The organism is Arthrobacter sp. THG-b23 (genome assembly GCF_059091265.1).
The window spans coordinates 219,544-234,876 of sequence record NZ_JBNHGM010000002.1; the positions used below are offsets into that span (position 1 = coordinate 219,544).

General features: G+C 66.7%; 14 protein-coding genes. 11 read left to right on the plus strand and 3 right to left on the minus strand.

Annotation, left to right across the window (positions count from 1 at the left end; translation table 11 throughout):
- The first annotated feature begins 42 nt into the window (after positions 1-42).
- The 3 genes from AC5RVD_RS04770 (at position 43) to AC5RVD_RS04780 (ending at position 3,723) form a co-directional block, all read left to right on the plus strand.
- Positions 43-825: an SDR family oxidoreductase gene (locus tag AC5RVD_RS04770; protein WP_494126172.1), complete on the plus strand. Its 783-nt coding sequence runs from the start codon at positions 43-45 to the stop codon at positions 823-825.
- 299 nt (positions 826-1,124) lie between these two features.
- Positions 1,125-3,023 carry an FAD-binding monooxygenase gene (locus AC5RVD_RS04775; RefSeq protein WP_494126460.1) on the plus strand — a complete coding sequence of 633 codons (1,899 nt, stop codon included), beginning with the start codon at positions 1,125-1,127 and terminating at the stop codon, positions 3,021-3,023.
- 124 nt (positions 3,024-3,147) lie between these two features.
- Positions 3,148-3,723, plus strand: a complete 576-nt coding sequence (locus AC5RVD_RS04780; RefSeq protein WP_494126173.1) for a CueP family metal-binding protein — start codon at positions 3,148-3,150, stop codon at positions 3,721-3,723.
- A gap of 94 nt (positions 3,724-3,817) precedes the next feature.
- Here AC5RVD_RS04780 and AC5RVD_RS04785 read toward each other — a convergent pair whose 3' ends face one another.
- Positions 3,818-4,489, minus strand: a complete 672-nt coding sequence (locus tag AC5RVD_RS04785) for a DNA alkylation repair protein (RefSeq protein ID WP_494126174.1) — start codon at positions 4,487-4,489, stop codon at positions 3,818-3,820.
- Between the two features lie 412 nt (positions 4,490-4,901).
- On the opposite strand from AC5RVD_RS04785, the gene AC5RVD_RS04790 reads away from it, so the two are divergent.
- The 6 genes from AC5RVD_RS04790 (at position 4,902) to AC5RVD_RS04815 (ending at position 10,246) form a co-directional block, all read left to right on the plus strand.
- Positions 4,902-5,036, plus strand: a complete 135-nt coding sequence (locus AC5RVD_RS04790; RefSeq protein WP_493988910.1) for a hypothetical protein — start codon at positions 4,902-4,904, stop codon at positions 5,034-5,036.
- 5 nt (positions 5,037-5,041) lie between these two features.
- Positions 5,042-6,187 (plus strand): N(5)-(carboxyethyl)ornithine synthase, encoded by a 1,146-nt coding sequence (locus AC5RVD_RS04795; protein WP_494126175.1) that lies wholly within the window; start codon positions 5,042-5,044, stop codon positions 6,185-6,187.
- Between the two features lie 136 nt (positions 6,188-6,323).
- The gene (locus AC5RVD_RS04800) at positions 6,324-6,965 is read left to right on the plus strand and encodes an NAD(P)-dependent oxidoreductase (protein WP_494126176.1); all 642 of its coding nucleotides are present in this window, start codon (positions 6,324-6,326) and stop codon (positions 6,963-6,965) included.
- 295 nt (positions 6,966-7,260) lie between these two features.
- Positions 7,261-7,629 (plus strand): hypothetical protein, encoded by a 369-nt coding sequence (locus tag AC5RVD_RS04805; RefSeq protein WP_494126177.1) that lies wholly within the window; start codon positions 7,261-7,263, stop codon positions 7,627-7,629.
- Entirely contained in the window at positions 7,626-9,611 is a 1,986-nt protein-coding gene (locus AC5RVD_RS04810; protein WP_494126178.1) for an alpha/beta hydrolase, read from the plus strand. Before AC5RVD_RS04805 ends, AC5RVD_RS04810 begins: the two co-directional genes overlap by 4 nt.
- Positions 9,612-9,742: 131 nt before the next feature.
- Positions 9,743-10,246 carry a hypothetical protein gene (locus AC5RVD_RS04815; protein WP_494126179.1) on the plus strand — a complete coding sequence of 168 codons (504 nt, stop codon included), beginning with the start codon at positions 9,743-9,745 and terminating at the stop codon, positions 10,244-10,246.
- A 165-nt stretch (positions 10,247-10,411) separates the two neighbouring features.
- Here AC5RVD_RS04815 and AC5RVD_RS04820 read toward each other — a convergent pair whose 3' ends face one another.
- Complete coding sequence (locus AC5RVD_RS04820; RefSeq protein ID WP_494126180.1) at positions 10,412-11,209, minus strand: coniferyl-alcohol dehydrogenase; 798 nt, start codon at positions 11,207-11,209, stop codon at positions 10,412-10,414.
- Between the two features lie 176 nt (positions 11,210-11,385).
- Between AC5RVD_RS04820 and AC5RVD_RS04825 the strand changes: the two genes are divergently transcribed.
- Positions 11,386-12,765 (plus strand): aldehyde dehydrogenase family protein, encoded by a 1,380-nt coding sequence (locus AC5RVD_RS04825; protein WP_494126181.1) that lies wholly within the window; start codon positions 11,386-11,388, stop codon positions 12,763-12,765.
- Between the two features lie 29 nt (positions 12,766-12,794).
- Complete coding sequence (locus AC5RVD_RS04830) at positions 12,795-13,736, plus strand: MBL fold metallo-hydrolase (RefSeq protein ID WP_494126182.1); 942 nt, start codon at positions 12,795-12,797, stop codon at positions 13,734-13,736.
- Between the two features lie 141 nt (positions 13,737-13,877).
- Here the strand turns inward: AC5RVD_RS04830 and AC5RVD_RS04835 are convergent, their stop codons facing one another.
- The gene (locus tag AC5RVD_RS04835) at positions 13,878-15,275 is read right to left on the minus strand and encodes an MFS transporter (protein WP_494122128.1); all 1,398 of its coding nucleotides are present in this window, start codon (positions 15,273-15,275) and stop codon (positions 13,878-13,880) included.
- Positions 15,276-15,333: the final 58 nt, after the last annotated feature.

The following is a 15,333-nucleotide window of genomic DNA, read 5'->3' on the forward strand; positions in this document are numbered from 1 at the left end:
CCTGTACGAGCGCCCACTCCATTCAGGAAGAGGGAAAGTATCATGCAGAGATTCTCTGGCAAGTCGATCATCATCACTGGCGCAGGTTCGGGCCTGGGCCGGTCGGCAGCACTGCAGATCGCCAAGGAACAGGGCAACCTGACCCTGGTCGACCTCAACGAGGCCGGCCTGAAGGATGCGGTCGAGGAAATCCGCCAGGTCGCTCCGGACGCCGACGTCCTGACCGTCACCGCGAACGTGGCAGACGAGTCCGCCGTCGAGAATTACGTGGCCCAGACCGTCGAGCGCTTCGGCAGGATCGACGGCTTCTTCAACAATGCCGGCATCGAAGGCAAACAGAATCCCACCGAGGACTTCGGTTCCGACGAATTCTCCAAGGTCGTGTCCATCAACCTCAACGGCGTCTTCTACGGCCTCAAGCACGTCCTGAAGGTCATGAAGGAACAGGGCTCCGGCGCCGTCGTGAACACCGCATCCGTCGGCGGCATCCGCGGCGTCGGCAACCAGTCCGGCTACGCAGCCTCCAAGCACGGCGTGGTCGGCCTGACCCGCAACTCCGGCATCGAATACGGCCAGTACGGCATACAGGTCAACGCCATCGCGCCCGGCGCCATCATGACCCCGATGGTCGAAGGCTCGCTCAAGCAGATGGACCCGGAGAACTGGGAAGAGGTCGGCAGGGGCTTCGTCGAGCCCAACCCGATGAAGCGCTTCGGCAAGCCCGAAGAGGTCGGCCAGCTGGTCGCCTTCCTGCTGTCCGGCGACGCCGGCTTCATCAACGCCGCCGTCATCCCGATCGACGGCGGCCAGTCCTACAAGTACTGATCCATAGCTTCTGGTTCTGATCGGCACCTCATTCGAGGGCGATCCCCCGGAAGGAGGACGACGGCGGCGCCCGAGCACCGCCGTCGTCCTTTTTTTAAGGATCTCCAACCGCAGTTCGGGATCCGGGCAGACGCGCGATCCCACGCCGCCCGACCTCTTCCGTTACCCGAGTTACTTGTTAGCTGCGTCATGTTTGCCGTACAGTATCTGCAACCGAACGGTTATTCAGTTATAGAACCCGGTGTTCAAATACAGAACAACGGCGACGGCCGCAGATGGCAACAGAAGTGAGGACACCCGTGCAGTTCCACCACCACGGTTACGTATCCGGAGACCCGCGCGTCAAGCCGGCAGCCGGCGTAGGCATCGACCGCCCCGAAGAGCTTCCCGACGAGGTCGATGTGCTCATCGTGGGCTCCGGTCCCGCGGGCATGCTCGCGGCCGCTCAGCTGGCCCAGTTCCCGAATATCACCACGCGGCTGGTGGAGCGCCGGGACGGGCGGCTGGTCCTCGGCCAGGCCGACGGCATCCAGGCCCGCAGCGTGGAGACCTTCCAGGCCTTCGGCTTCGCCGAGCGCATCACCGCCGAGGCCTTCTGGCTCACCGAGATGAACTTCTGGCGCCCGGGCACCGAGAACCCCAAGCACATCGTCCGCGGCGGTCGCGCCGTCGACGACGAGATGGGCATCAGCGAGTTCCCGCACCTGATCGTCAACCAGGCCCGCGTGCTGGACTACTTCGCCGAGGTCGCGGCCAACTCGCCCACCCGACTGACGCCGGATTACGGCTGGGCATTCAAGACCCTCGAGGTCACCGACGAGGGCGACTATCCGGTGAAGGTGACGCTGATCCGCAGCGCCGGCCCGGATGAAGGCACCGAGCGCGTCGTCCACGCCAAGTACGTGGTCGGTTGCGACGGCGCACGCAGCAAGGTCCGCGCCTCGATCGGCAGCACCCTTGCCGGCGACAGCGCCAACCACGCGTGGGGCGTCATGGACGTGCTGGCTCAGACCGACTTCCCGGACATCCGCACTAAGTGCGCCATCCAGTCGCACGACGGCGGCTCCATCCTGCTGATCCCGCGCGAGGGCGGCTACCTGTTCCGCATGTACGTGGACCTCGGCGTAGTGCCCGACGACGACAACGGCAAGATCCGCCAGACCTCGATCGAGCAGATCATCGCCAAGGCCAACGAGATCATGACCCCGTACACGGTCGACGTGCGCAGCGTCGCCTGGCACAGCGTGTACGAGGTGGGCCACCGCCTCACGGACCGGTTCGACGACCTGCTGCCCGAGGACGTCGGCACCCGCACGCCGCGCGTCTTCATCACCGGCGACGCCTGCCACACGCACAGCGCCAAGGCCGGCCAGGGCATGAACGTCTCCATGCAGGACGGTTTCAACATCGCCTGGAAGCTGGGCCACGTGCTGGAGGGCCGCAGCCCGGAGAGCCTGCTCTCCACCTACTCCGCAGAGCGCCAGGTCGTGGCCAAGGACCTGATCGACTTCGACAAGGAATGGTCGACGATGATGGCCAAGAAGCCCGAGGAGTTCGCCGATCCCACGGAACTCGAGGACTTTTACGTCCGCACCGCCGAATTCCCGGCCGGCTTCATGACCGAGTACGCCCAGTCGATCCTGACCGGCGCGCGCAGCCACCAGGACCTGGCCACAGGCTTCCCCGTCGGCAAGCGGTTCAAGTCGGCCAAGGTCTCCCGCGTCTGCGACACCAACCCGCTGCATTTGGGCCACTTGGCCGAGGCCGACGGGCGCTGGCGCATCTACGTCTTCGCCGACCAGGCGAAGGCCGGGGAGTCCACGGCTGTTGCGAACCTGTCCGAGTGGCTGGTGACTGCGCCGGATTCCCCGCTGGCCGCCACGCCGGAGGGCGCTGACCTCGACGCCTGGTTCGATGTGAAGGTGGTCTACCAGCAGCATCACGAGGAGGTGGACATTAACGCCGTGCCCGCCGTGTTCAAGCCCGAGGTGGGCCCGTTCCAGCTGACCAACCTCGAGAAGGTCTTCGGCACCGCCAAGGACGAGGACATCTTCGACGTCCGCGGCATCTCCCGCGACGGCGCCATCGTGGTGGTCCGCCCGGACCAGTACGTGGCGAACGTGCTGCCGCTATCGGCGACTGCGGAACTCGCCGGGTTCTTCGCGCCCCTGCTAAAGGCCCGCGAGCCGCAGCACTGATTCACCCTAAAATGGAAGAACGACGACGGCGTGCATGCGCCGTCGTCGTCCTTTGCTTAAGGACAGATCACCACCGTTGGCCCCGCGCTGCCCACCTCACTGGCGCGGGCATGAGGAGATGGATATGAAACGGCCCGTTATCGCCGCGGCGGCGCTTACCCTGATGCTGACCGCCTGTGCGCCGGCCCCCGAAACTACCCCCGCAGGGGAGGCCACAGACGCCGGGTTCCTCGCCGGCTACGGGCTTGAGGGCATGGACGCGGTTGGCATCATCGACCACCTCGACCGGCTGGACATCGCCGAACGGCCCACCGACTTGATGGCATCTGTGCGGCAGGGCGATTTAGTCCTCACGGACGGCGGCAACAACGAGGTGACGCTGGAGCTGCCGGAGGACAGTTCGTACATCTCGGTCGCCCCGTATCTCAACCAGACCCACGACTGCTTTTACCACAGCCTGACGACCTGCCTTGGCGAACTGGGCAATGAGGACATGAGCGTCAAGATCATCGACGACACCACCGGGGAGACGCTGGTGGATGAGCGGATTGAAACCTTCAGCAACGGGTTTGCAGGGTTCTGGGTTCCCGGCGACATTCACGGCACCATCAGAGTGAGTTACGACGGGCACTCCGGCTCGGCGGATTTTTCGACGACCGACGACAGCGCCACCTGCATCACGGATCTCCGGCTGACTTAAGGACGCCGGGACCTTGTCCCCGCCGCAGGTCGGCGACGGGTGGTTCGGACGTACCTCCCGCCCGGAAACCCGGGATGCACCCGATCCGCTTCCGCTAACCCTTCGCCTGTCGGCTCACCATTTCGTTGATCCAGATGGGCGCGAACGGGGACGTGCAGTTCGGGGGCGTCGGGTAGTCCTTCAGTACCCCGAGGCGTTCGCCGATGTCGATCGCGCGGGCGCGGTGCTCGGCGTGCTCGATCCCGATCTGGGCGAGGGTGTGGTTCATGGCCCATTGCAGGCGGTCCGGTGCGTCCTTCATCTCCGCCTCGACGGTGTCCAGCAGTCCCGCGAGGTCCAGTCCCTCGGGCTTCTTCGCCACCCGCTCGGTGGTCAGCGCCCACCCGGCGCTGGCGACTACAGGGTCCGCGTCGCCGGTCCAGGCCACACGGAGCTCCTCGGCGTGCGTGCTCTTCTTGACCACGTAGTTCACCAGCCAATCGTGCACCTTGGGGGCGCGCGCCTCGCGCAGCATGGCGTCCAGGTCGTCGCGTCCGAAATCCTTCGGCCGGCAGATCAGCAGGGCCAGCAGCCGTGCGGCCGTGTTGCCCGTGGCCCACAGCCCGCGCGCCAAATCCTGCTGGGTCTTCAACCGCTTGGCGACAGCGCGCAGCTTGCTGAGGTTCACGCCGTGGTCGTCACCACGCTTCTCATTCGCCTCGCGCACCTTCGGGTCTTCAAGCGTGGCCAGCTCGGCCATTACCTTGGCCACCGTCGTCTCGGACATCCACCCTCCCGGTTGCTCGTGTCTGAAATCCAGCGTACTGGTGTTTACATCACGGGCGCTCAGGTGCTCAGGCGCTCCAAGCCCCAGGCTAATGTTCCAAGCCTCGCGGCCCCGCCATGTCCTAATTCAGAGGCACGCGCGTCGAAACCGACACATATCCGACAGGACGTCGACTTTATCGGCCGGTTTCGGCGTTTTACAGCGGTCTCGACGTTTCCGGCCGCTGTCGATGGGACCAGGATTCAGAGCTGCCCTACGACAGCACATGTTCCCCGCCGCCGTTTGGCAGGACCGTAGACTATGTCGTCATCGGAGCCCCTGCCTGACGCGCAATGGCGTATGGTCAGGGGTACGGAGCACATCTGTGCTCCCGTTAAAGCGCAGCATTCTTGCTGGCGCTGAGGAGGCACTCATGGCCGACAAATCTCCCCGACAGACCGCATCGAAGAAATCGGGCAAGTCCATCAAGGAAAAGCGCAGCGACAAGAAGGCCAAGGCCGCCGGCGCCGCAGCCTCCGAGACCCTGACCTCCATCAAGAAGCGCTGAGGCTTTTGACTCTGCTGTCGCTCGGAGTCCTGGCAACGACGCGCAAGCCCGATGAGCGCAGGCTGGCCCTCCATCCTGCGCACATCGAGCGCCTCGACGCCGACCTTCGCGAGCGGATCATCCTCGAACAGGGCTACGGCGAGCGCTTCGGCGTTTCCGACGCGCACCTGGAACAACTCGTGGGACGGATCGCGCCGCGCCAGGAGCTCATCGAAGCAGCGGACGTGGTGGTGCTGCCCAAACCGCAGCCGGAAGACCTTGCCGAGCTCCGTGACGGCCAGATCCTCTGGGGCTGGCCGCATTGCGTCCAGGACCGTGCCATCACGCAGTTGGCCATCGACAAGCGGCTAACACTGATCGCCTTCGAAGCCATGAACCATTGGGCCGCGGACGGCAGATTCGCCCTCCACGTCTTCCACAAGAACAACGAGATGGCCGGCTACTGCTCGGTGCTGCATGCGCTGGAACTGGCAGGTTCCACCGGCGACTACGGCCGCCCGCTCACCGCCGTCGTCATTGGTTTTGGTGCCACCGCCCGCGGCGCGGTCACCGCGCTGAACGCGCACGGCATCCACGACGTCCAGGTCCTGACCAACCGCGCGGCGGCCGCCGTCGGGTCCCCGATCCACTCCGCACGGATCACCCAGTTCGACCACGACGCTGCTGGCCCGCATCTCAGCCACGTCATCACCGACGACGACGGACGGGTGCCGCTGGCCCCGTTCCTCGCGGAGCGGGACATCGTGGTCAACTGCACGCTGCAGGACCCCAACAACCCGCTGATTTACCTCGACGAAGCGGATCTGGACGGCTTCCGGCCGGGCAGCCTGATCGTCGATGTCTCCTGCGATGAAGGCATGGGCTTCAGCTGGGCGAAGATGACGACCTTTGCCGAACCCACCTTCGAGGTCGGCGACCACGTGAGCTACTACGCCGTGGACCACACGCCGTCGTACCTGTGGAATTCCGCGACCTGGGAGATCAGCACCGCCCTGATCCCGTTCCTGCGCACCGTGATGAGCGGACCCGACAGCTGGCTCGGGGACGACACGATCAGCCGGGCCATCGAAATCCGCGACGGCGTCATCGCCAACCCGGCGGTCCTCGCCTTCCAGAACCGCTTGGAAGAGTACCCGCACCTTTCCGCTTAACGACGACGACGGCGGGCCGCGGATTGGCGGTCCGTCGCACGGGCGGCACCGGCGCCGGAATAAGTTGATGCTTCAATCGATTGCACCAAGCAGAGGCCAAGCCTTTTGAGAGTCATCACGCCAACGTAAGGACAGCATGAAGATCGGAATCATCGGAGCCACAGGCAACGCCGGACGCGCCCTCTTCCACGAGGCGGCCAAACGCGGCCACCAGACAACGGCCATCGTCCGGAGCGCCGCCAAGGCCGCGGACGTCCTGGGCGCGGACGCCGCGGTGCTGGAACGCGACGCCTTCTCCCTCGGCGCCGAGGACCTCGCCCCCTTTGACGTCGTCGTCAATGCCTTCGGCACGGCTCCGCACGAGGCCTACCGGCACGTGGACCTGGCCCGCTCGCTGGTCGAACTCGCCGGGGAAACCACTCCCCGCCTGGTCTTCATCCTGGGCGCCGGCAGCCTGACCACCGGTGAGGACGACCACCTGTTCGTCGAGGACATTCGCAACATCCCCGGCGCCGAGGCGTGGATTTCCATCCCGGAGAACCAGCTGAAGGAGCTCGAGTACCTGCGCGGCGTCACGGACGTCGACTGGGTCGGGGTATCCCCCTCGGCGCTGTTCACGCCCGGCGACGCCACCGCGCCGGTGCTGGGCGGAGACCGGCTCCTCTATGCCGGCGACGGCGAATCCCACACCACCACCGGCACGATGGCCGTGGCCATCCTGGACGAAATCGAAAAGCCCGCGCACCGCCGGACCCGCTTCACGGTCAGCGACAGCTAAAGCTTTACCGCCACAACACGACGGCCGTCGTCGCTGTCTCCGGCCCGGGCAACCTGAGCCCGGTCGCAGGCAGCGCGGTGGCCGTCGTTCTCCGTCTTACAAGCCCTCGTCCAAGCGCGACCGACTGCCGGAAGCTCAGCGCCGCCGCCCGCCGGCGGCCCGACGCGCACCGGCTCCGGCCGGCGCTTTCTTCTGCCAGCAGCCTCGCCAAAACCCATGGGTAGTCGTCCCCATTCAGTTCCGCGTTGCCGCGTGGGACAGTGTAAGGGAAACGGTTAAGCAGGAGGGCGGCGGGATGGGCAGCTGGCGGATCAATCCGAGGCAGCTCCACATGGTTCTGGTGGACGTAGCCGCGGACGGCCAGTCGCTGGACAAGGCGGCAGGTGACACGGCGGCGGCAGGCGACGAGGCGGCGTCGTTGTTCGGCAGCGCCACGGACGTGGCCGACGCGTTCGCTGGGTTCTGGTCGTCGCGGCGGGACGTGGGCCACAGGATTGCCGGCCTCGTGTACAACAAGTCCCGGGTGGTGGCCGAAACCGCCGAGCTGTTCGTCGAGGCGGACGGACGGATGTCCGGCGATGCCGCCGCTTTCGCCGAGTCCCTGAACGCCGGCCACTCGGCCGTCCTTACTTCGCGCGGCTTCGGGCCGGTGCCGCAGCCGTGACCGTGCGGCTGGGCAGCGTCCCGGAGATCAAAGTCCCCTGGGACCGGCTCGGCGATGCGGTCCAGGAGATGTCCCTGCGCGCCGCGTCCGCGGCGAACTACCTGGCCGATGCCGGCGCTGCGTGGGCCGGGCTGAGCGTTGCCTATCAGCAACCGGACACCGAGCTGGAGGTCTATTCCGCACTGAACGAGCTGGAGGGTCCCTCGCAGGAATGGACTGCGGCGTTGGCCGCGGCCCGGGAAGCCGTCACGGCCTTCGTCTCCTCGGGCCGGGCGCTGCAGGCGGAGGCCGAAGAACTCGCGGCGGCACGCCCCGGTCTGGCCAGGGAGCTGAGCGGCACCGGCTCACAGGAGGGGGCCGAGGCGGACCACGCGGAGCAGAGGGCGGAGGCCTTCAACGGCCGCGTCCGCTCCCTCCGGGCCGACTGGCAGGCGCTGACCACGGAAACCGCAGCGGCTCTGCGGGCCATCAGCGGCGGGACCGCCGACTCGCTGCCGCCCACCCCGCTGCTGGCCGCTGCCGCCGCCGCTCCGTCCTCCCCGCCGTGGGCCCACTTCACCAGCGGGCTCGACGAGCGGTTCGGTCCGCTGTCGCCGCAGTCATACCTGCCATCCCTGGCCGGCCTCACCGACGCGGAGCTCCGGGCCTGGGCGGCGGCAAACCCCGAGGGCGCCGCCCTGCTGGCCGCCAACAAGCTTCCCGCGTGGCGGAGGCCCGGCTCGGCCGAGGCCGTCATGGCGGAGGCGATGGCCGGCGACGCCGCACTGACCGAGGGCGGGATCGCAGGAATCCGCGAGGCCTGGCTCACCTTGGCGCCGTCCGAGCAGGAACGGCTGCTGTTGCTCTACCCGGCAGTGTTCGGGGCCCTGAACGGCATCCCCTTCGCCGACCGGATCCGCGCCAACACCGTCACCGCCGCCGGCTACCGCGAAACAGTGGCGACCCGGCAGGCACAGCTGGGGCCACAGCCCGAGCTCAACGACTACCTCGTGGCCGCGGGGAATCAGCCGGGCCACCCGCGGATGGTCTACCAGCAGGCCTATCGGCAGTACACCGCCGACCTCGAAACCTGGCAGGCCGAACACGACCGGCTGGCAACGCTGAAAACGGGACTGGACTACGCCGTCGGCCATCACTCCCAGGTGGTCCTGGTCAGCCTGGAGGGCGACGGCCGGATCGTCACCATGAACGGCACGCTGACCCCGGACACCCGGACCGTGGCCGCCCTGGTCCCCGGCACCGGCGCCGACCTTGGCCAGCTGGAGGCCTACTCGCGCCGGCTCGACGCCGTGAACGGCGAACCGGCCACCGGCACGGTCTCCTTCTACTGGCAGGGAACCGACCTGCCGGATGAGGTCCCCGACAACATCACCACCTCGTTCAACGAGCAGGGCGGGCCACTGCTGGCCGCCTTCGACCACGCCCTCGACCTGGAAACCCGGTCCGGCGCCCGCACCACGTACATCGGCTCCAGCGCCGGCGGCTCGCTGCTGGGTACCGCCGAACGCGAGGGCCTGGATTCCACCAACATCGTCTACGTCGCGCCGGCCGGCACCGGGCACAACGTGGGCAGCCCCGCGGACACCGCCAACCCCGATGCCCACCGCTACTGGCTGCAGACCCGCGACGACCCCATCAGCGCGGCCCAGATCCTCGGCGGCGGCTACCACGGAGCCTCGTTCTGGCGTGGCGGCAGCCCCACGGCCATGGACCCGGTGCGGCTCGAGACCGGCTTCCTCAAGCCCGAGGACCCCGGTTCGCTGATGAACGGGCACACCGACTACTTCTGGCCCGGCTCCACCTCGGCCGCCAACATCCAGGGCGTCGTCGAAGGCACGAGCGTCAGCCCGTTCGTCGAAAATCGGATTCAGCAGACCTACTCCCCCTACGGCCCGCTGATCACCAGCCCGCTCGAGCAGAATCCCGAGGACTACGCATATGGCAACCTTGAAACCGTGACGGTCGAAAGTCTGGAGAAATGAACATGCGGGCTCACTCCCCCCGGCACCGCCCGGCCCGCTTGCGCGGCGAAGAACGACGGCGGCGCCCCGGCTTCGCCGCCGCCCTCACCGCGACTGCCGCCCTTTCCGTCGTCATTCTAGGAGGCTGCGCCATGACGCAGGAGAACCAGCCGCAGGAGATACAACCGACCTCGCAGGACTACGGACGCCAGCTCGAGCAACTGCTCCCCCAGGCCATCGCGGAGGCGTCCGCCGCCGCCGACCTGAAGATCAACCTGCTGCGCGAACAAACCTGCCTGCGCCCCGAGGACGAACAACCGCAGACCCAGACCGCCTGGATCGGCCGGGCCACCGGCAAGGTCGCCGACGCCGACCAGGCCAACGCCGCCCTCGACGCCGCCGCCGGCTACCTGACCGCGCACGGCTGGGAGCAAAAGAACGAGGCCACCGCCGAAACCGGCGACGTCCGCACGCTCTACTTCCGGAACGGCGACCTCGGTGCCACCGCCGCCCACCACGTTGCCGGCGGCGTGGGCGCCGTCGTCCTCTCCTTCACCAGCCCCTGCCTGGACCACCCCGAAGACCACCGCATGGTCCGCTCAGAGCAGGACCCTGAGTACGGGATGAACAGCCAGTATTACGACGACGGCGCCTGAGACCTGAGGAAGAACACGCCGGCAGGTGCGGCCTCCGGCGCGCCTGATTAACCTGAGGGCCCGCAGATTACCTCACGGGCGTCCATTCAGCAGAGGCAGAGGCGGCAGAAACGGGATGTCCCATTGGCCTATTCCGCTTCCTGGCTCAGCTGCTTACCGCCGCCGTCAGGCTCCTGTGGTGACCGCAGACGAAGCGCGGTACGCGGTCAGCCCGCCGTCGACCCGGATATCAGATCCGTTCACCCAGGCCGCGTCACTGGAGAGCAGGAAGGCCACTACACCCGCGATGTCCTCGGGCTCGCCAAACCTGCCCAGAAGTTTGGCCGCCCCCTCGACTTTGTCCCGCCCGTGGTCGTTCTTGAAGTCCTCCAAAATAGGCGTCTGCACCGGACCCGGGCTGACCGAGTTCACCCGGATGCGGCGCGGCAATAGCTCCGCCGAGAGCTGCTCGGTGAGAAAACGAACGCACTGTTTGGAAAAGAGGTAGGACTCCCCGGTGGCGTGTGGGTCGTCCGCGACGGCTTCAAGGGCAGCCTCGGTGTCCACGGCAAGGGCGAAACGTGCACAGGAGTCGACCAAGCTGCGCCATTGGAAGGCCACTGACGAGGCCAAGTTAACGACGCTCGCGCCCTCGACCAGGGCGGGCGCCAAGCCGCGTGTCAGCTCACGGAGCCCATAGACATTAACTCCAAGGACCGTGCGCCATGGTGCTGTCCCCGGAACGCCGGCGATATTGGCCAAGCCCTGCACTCCTTCGGGCGCGGATGCTGCCACCTGTGCGGCGGCTTCGCGGGCACCTTCAGGCGTCGAGAGGTCCGCTTGAATGAAACTTCCTTTGAACGACGCCGGCACGGCCCTGTCAATGCCAATGATCGTGGCACCCTGCTCGCTCAATAGCCTTGCGGTGGCCGCACCGATTCCGGAGGCGACTCCTGTGACAGCGATCGGCAGATTGGTGGTCATGTCATCCCACTCCTTCACCCCACAGGGGCGCGTCGGCTAGTTCTCTCTTCGCTCCTATCGTGCATCCCTTCGCGAGGCGGCCCACACCTTCTTTCCACCCAATGGAACAGCGGGATACATGATATTCCGCCGCACGGGATGCTATGAGGAAGCACGCCCGATCCGGAAGGACCACCATGCCGCACGCCGTCTACGACGTCCTCGATCCCGCGACCCTGGAAGTCGTTGGCCAAGCCCCGGAGCATTCCGAGGAGGACGTCCGCCAGGCCATAGGAGCGGCACAGTCCGCCGCCGCGGGCTGGGCCGCTGACCGCGACGCCCGGCGCGCAGCACTCCGGCGCATCGCCGAGCTGATCCGCGCGGACGCAGACCGCCTGGGACGCATCCTGTCCTTGGAACAGGGCAAGGTGCTGGCAGAAGCAGTGGGAGAATTCCGCGTCGCAGCAAGCCTCTTCGACTACTACGCCGACTTGCAGTGGGACGAGGTGGAGCCGCTGCCACCGCGCGCCGACCGCTCCCTGGAAGTCCATTACCGGCCGGTCGGGCTGGTCGGGACGATCACGCCGTGGAACTTCCCGATCTCACTGCTCTGCGTGAAACTTGCCCCGGCTCTGCTCGCTGGCTGCACCGTCATCTCCAAACCGTCGGCCAGCACTCCCCTTTCGACCTTGGCCCTCGCGGAGGTCCTTAACACGGTCCTCCCGGCTGGCGTGCTGCAGGTGCGCACGAGCAGCCGGCGCACGGTCAACGTGGCGCTCAGCTCCCTGCCGGGCGTCCGAAAAATCTCCTTTACGGGCTCCACCGACGTGGGAACCTCCGTCGCAGCGCAGGCGGCGGCCACGGTCAAGCGCGTGACCCTGGAACTGGGCGGCAACGATCCGGCCATCGTCCTAGACGACGCCGACGCGGAGACCACGGCCCGCGGCATCGTCGGCAGCGCCTTCCGCAACGCCGGCCAGGTCTGCATGGCAGTGAAGCGCGTGTACGTGCCGCGCAGTCGCGCCAGTGAGTTCACCGAGGCAATCGTCGCTGTGGCCTCGGAACATGTGCTGGGACGCGGAGTTGCCGAAGGTACGACGATGGGCCCCATGCACAACGCTTCACAACTGCAGACCGTCAACGGTCTGGTGGAGGAAGCCGTTGCCTCCGGCGCGCGGATCGCCGCCGGCGGCTCCCGGGGCTGCGACCTCCCCGGCTACTTCCTGTCGCCCACGGTTGTCATTGACGCTGAACCAGGTATGCGCCTCGTGGATGAGGAACAGTTCGGCAGCGCCCTTCCGATCGTGGCCTATGACGACCTGGACGCCACGGTGGACTCGGCCAACTCCGGGGAGTTCGGCCTGGGCGCCTCGGTTTGGTCACCGGACACGGCCCGCGCCCACGGCATAGCCTCCCGGCTGGAAGCTGGCACGGTTTGGATCAACCAACATACGGTCGTCGAACCGGATGCACCGTTCGGCGGCTGGAAGGCTTCCGGAGTGGGCCGGGAACGAGGCCGTTGGGGCCTCGACGAATATCTGGAGACCCGCACCCTCAACATGCGGCCCCACGCTTAGCCATGCTGCACACGACGAAGGAAAGTCCATTGACATCCATTCCCACCACCGAACTCGTCACGCTGGGTACCGCGGCCGGACCCGCTATCCGCGGCCCGGAAAACGGTATCGCCAGCGCCGTCGTCGTCGGGGATTCTTTTTACATGGTGGACTTTGGCCTGGGTTGTGTCCGGGCAGCTCATCAGGCGGGGCTGCGCGGCCGTGATTTCGTTGCAGGCTTCGTGACCCACCTGCATTCCGACCACGTTGTGGAACTGCCGGGCTTCCTCCTCTGGAATTGGGGAGAGCCCGTGGAGGGCTTTACCCGCGAGATCGGAATATACGGGCCGGGCCGGGACACCACGCATCCCGACGGGCACAGCTTGGCCGGCACCAGCGAATTGGTGAACCATACGCTTGAGGCGTTCTCCTACGATGTCAACATCCGCGAGACGGATGAGGCGCGTCCAAATTTGAAGCGCTTGGTCAAGGCCACCGAAATCCAGACTCCGGCATACGACTCGGTCGAAGCCGGGGCGCCGTTTCCTGTCTATGAAGACAACCTGGTCCGGGTCACCGCGGTCCTCGTGGACCACCCTCCGGTGCGGCCGGCTCTCGCCTTTCGTTTCGACACCGCAGCAGGTTCCGTCACGTTCTCAGGCGATACCGCAGAGTGCGCCGCGCTGAGCCGCCTGGCCGAGGGTACCGACATCCTGGTGCATGAAGCCGTGAATCTTGAGTTTTTTGCCCGGCGGGGATTCGATCCGGCTTTCCTCAATCATCAGAGCGTGTCGCACACTTCCCCCGAGGGCGCCGGTCGCATCGCCTCCCAGGCGGGAGCCAAACGTCTGGTGCTGTCCCACTTGGCGGGGGTAGCGAGCACCGAGGAATGGGGACGACGCGCGCGCAGCACCTTCGCCGGACCTGTGGACGTCGCCCTCAGCGGCGATCGTTTCACCCTCGCGCCCGCGTTGGCACAGGCTGCGAACTAACTCCGCCGTGCGGTGTCAGGGCCAACCCTTCGGGGTTGGCCCTTTCGCTTTCCGGCAAGGACTGCAGGTGCGAAAAGGCAGCGCCGCCGCCCCTCGGGGCGGCGGCGCTGTCCGGCATCAGTAAGGAGGAGCCTTGCTGGGTCAGGCTGGCTGGGCGATGTCCAGCCCCAGACGGCGTCGGTCACGCTGCTGGTTAATGAAAACGGCTCCGAGGATGCCCGCGGCGGCCAGCATTCCGCCTGTTAGGAGGAAGGCGTCGGCATAACCGGCAGGGGCGCTCGCCGCCCGTCCGATAATGAAACCGACGACGGCGGGGGCCAAGAGGCCACCGGCTGTCAGCACCGCGTTCGTCACCTGGAGCACTGCGCCACGCTGCCCGACGGTCGTAGTCTCGGATGCGACAAGATATGTCAGGGCAAACAGGGCAGGAGCGGTACCGAATCCGAAGGTGAAGCAAAGGACCGCGAGCCAGGCGACCGGAGCCAATGTTCCCAAGACGACCATGCTCCCGGCAAAGGCCGCGGCGCAACCGAGGACAACCCCTCGCGAACGCCTCGTCGGAATACCTCTGGCGGCCAGTTTTTGGGGTAGCACACCCAGCCCGATCGTTGCGATCGTGCCCCAGAGCGCCGGCAGGGTAATGAGCGAACCGGCCTCCTGCGTGCTGGCACCATGCACTGTTTCGAAGTATGCCGGCAGCCATGTTGTGGCCACCGTAAATGTCCAGTACCCGAGGAAGGAGCACAACACCGCGAGCAGCCAGGTCGGCGTCGCGAAGGAGCGACGATAGGAAACCTTGGTGTCAGCGGCAGCCGCGGCCGCAGCCGCAGCCGCAGCCGAGGCATCTTCGCCGGCCCCTTGGTCGTTGCCGTCCATCTCCCGCTCGGCCTGGGCCGAGACATACGGGCCTTCCTTGCCCACAAATATCCACGCGACGGCCCAGACCACGCCAATGAAGGCCAAGAAGACGAAGGTGGCTTTCCAACCGAACTCGGCGGCGATCCATGCCAGGACCGGTGCGAAGGCCACAATGCCCAGGGTGACCCCTGAGGACGTGACGGCGGCTGGCGCTGCACTGCGCGCCGCGGGAAACCACTTATAGGTGGCGTGCATCGAAATCGGCGCCAACGGCCCCTCGCCCAGTCCCAGCAGCAGACGGCTGAACCACAAGGCGGGCAACGAGGCGAAAACGAAGATCGGCACTTGGGCCACGGACCAGGTCAGGCACAGGACCAGCAGAATCCACTTGGACTTGACCCGGTTGGCGATCGGCGCGGCGACGAGCTGCGCCACGCCGAACAGCATAAAGACGGCGCTGCCGAGCAGGCCGAACTGCTCCGTTGTCAAATTGAGGTCCGTCATCAGCGGCACCGCAACGATGCCGAGAATCGCCTTGTCCGCCCAACTGATCATCATCAGCACCAGCAGCATGCCGGTTATGCTCCAACCGTACGCGTTGCGTTTCCGTGGGCTCCAGCGGGCCGGGTCCCGGTGGTCTGCGACGGCTGCGTCGGACGACGCGGAGGTATCGATAGCCATGGTGGCTCCTTCTGGGGAGGACGGTTCGCGTCGGCCGCCGGCAAGTGGCCGCGACGGC

Bases quoted from the DNA above. Each gene is read 5' to 3' on its own strand.
- AC5RVD_RS04770 (WP_494126172.1), top strand. From the start codon at position 43: ATGCAGAGATTCTCTGGCAAGTCGATCATCATCACTGGCGCAGGTTCG.
- AC5RVD_RS04780 (WP_494126173.1), top strand. From the start codon at position 3,148: ATGAAACGGCCCGTTATCGCCGCGGCGGCGCTTACCCTGATGCTGACC.
- AC5RVD_RS04785 (WP_494126174.1), bottom strand. From the start codon at position 4,489: ATGTCCGAGACGACGGTGGCCAAGGTAATGGCCGAGCTGGCCACGCTT.
- AC5RVD_RS04790 (WP_493988910.1), top strand. From the start codon at position 4,902: ATGGCCGACAAATCTCCCCGACAGACCGCATCGAAGAAATCGGGCAAG.
- AC5RVD_RS04800 (WP_494126176.1), top strand. From the start codon at position 6,324: ATGAAGATCGGAATCATCGGAGCCACAGGCAACGCCGGACGCGCCCTC.
- AC5RVD_RS04805 (WP_494126177.1), top strand. From the start codon at position 7,261: ATGGGCAGCTGGCGGATCAATCCGAGGCAGCTCCACATGGTTCTGGTG.
- AC5RVD_RS04815 (WP_494126179.1), top strand. From the start codon at position 9,743: ATGACGCAGGAGAACCAGCCGCAGGAGATACAACCGACCTCGCAGGAC.
- AC5RVD_RS04820 (WP_494126180.1), bottom strand. From the start codon at position 11,209: ATGACCACCAATCTGCCGATCGCTGTCACAGGAGTCGCCTCCGGAATC.
- AC5RVD_RS04825 (WP_494126181.1), top strand. From the start codon at position 11,386: ATGCCGCACGCCGTCTACGACGTCCTCGATCCCGCGACCCTGGAAGTC.
- AC5RVD_RS04835 (WP_494122128.1), bottom strand. From the start codon at position 15,275: ATGGCTATCGATACCTCCGCGTCGTCCGACGCAGCCGTCGCAGACCAC.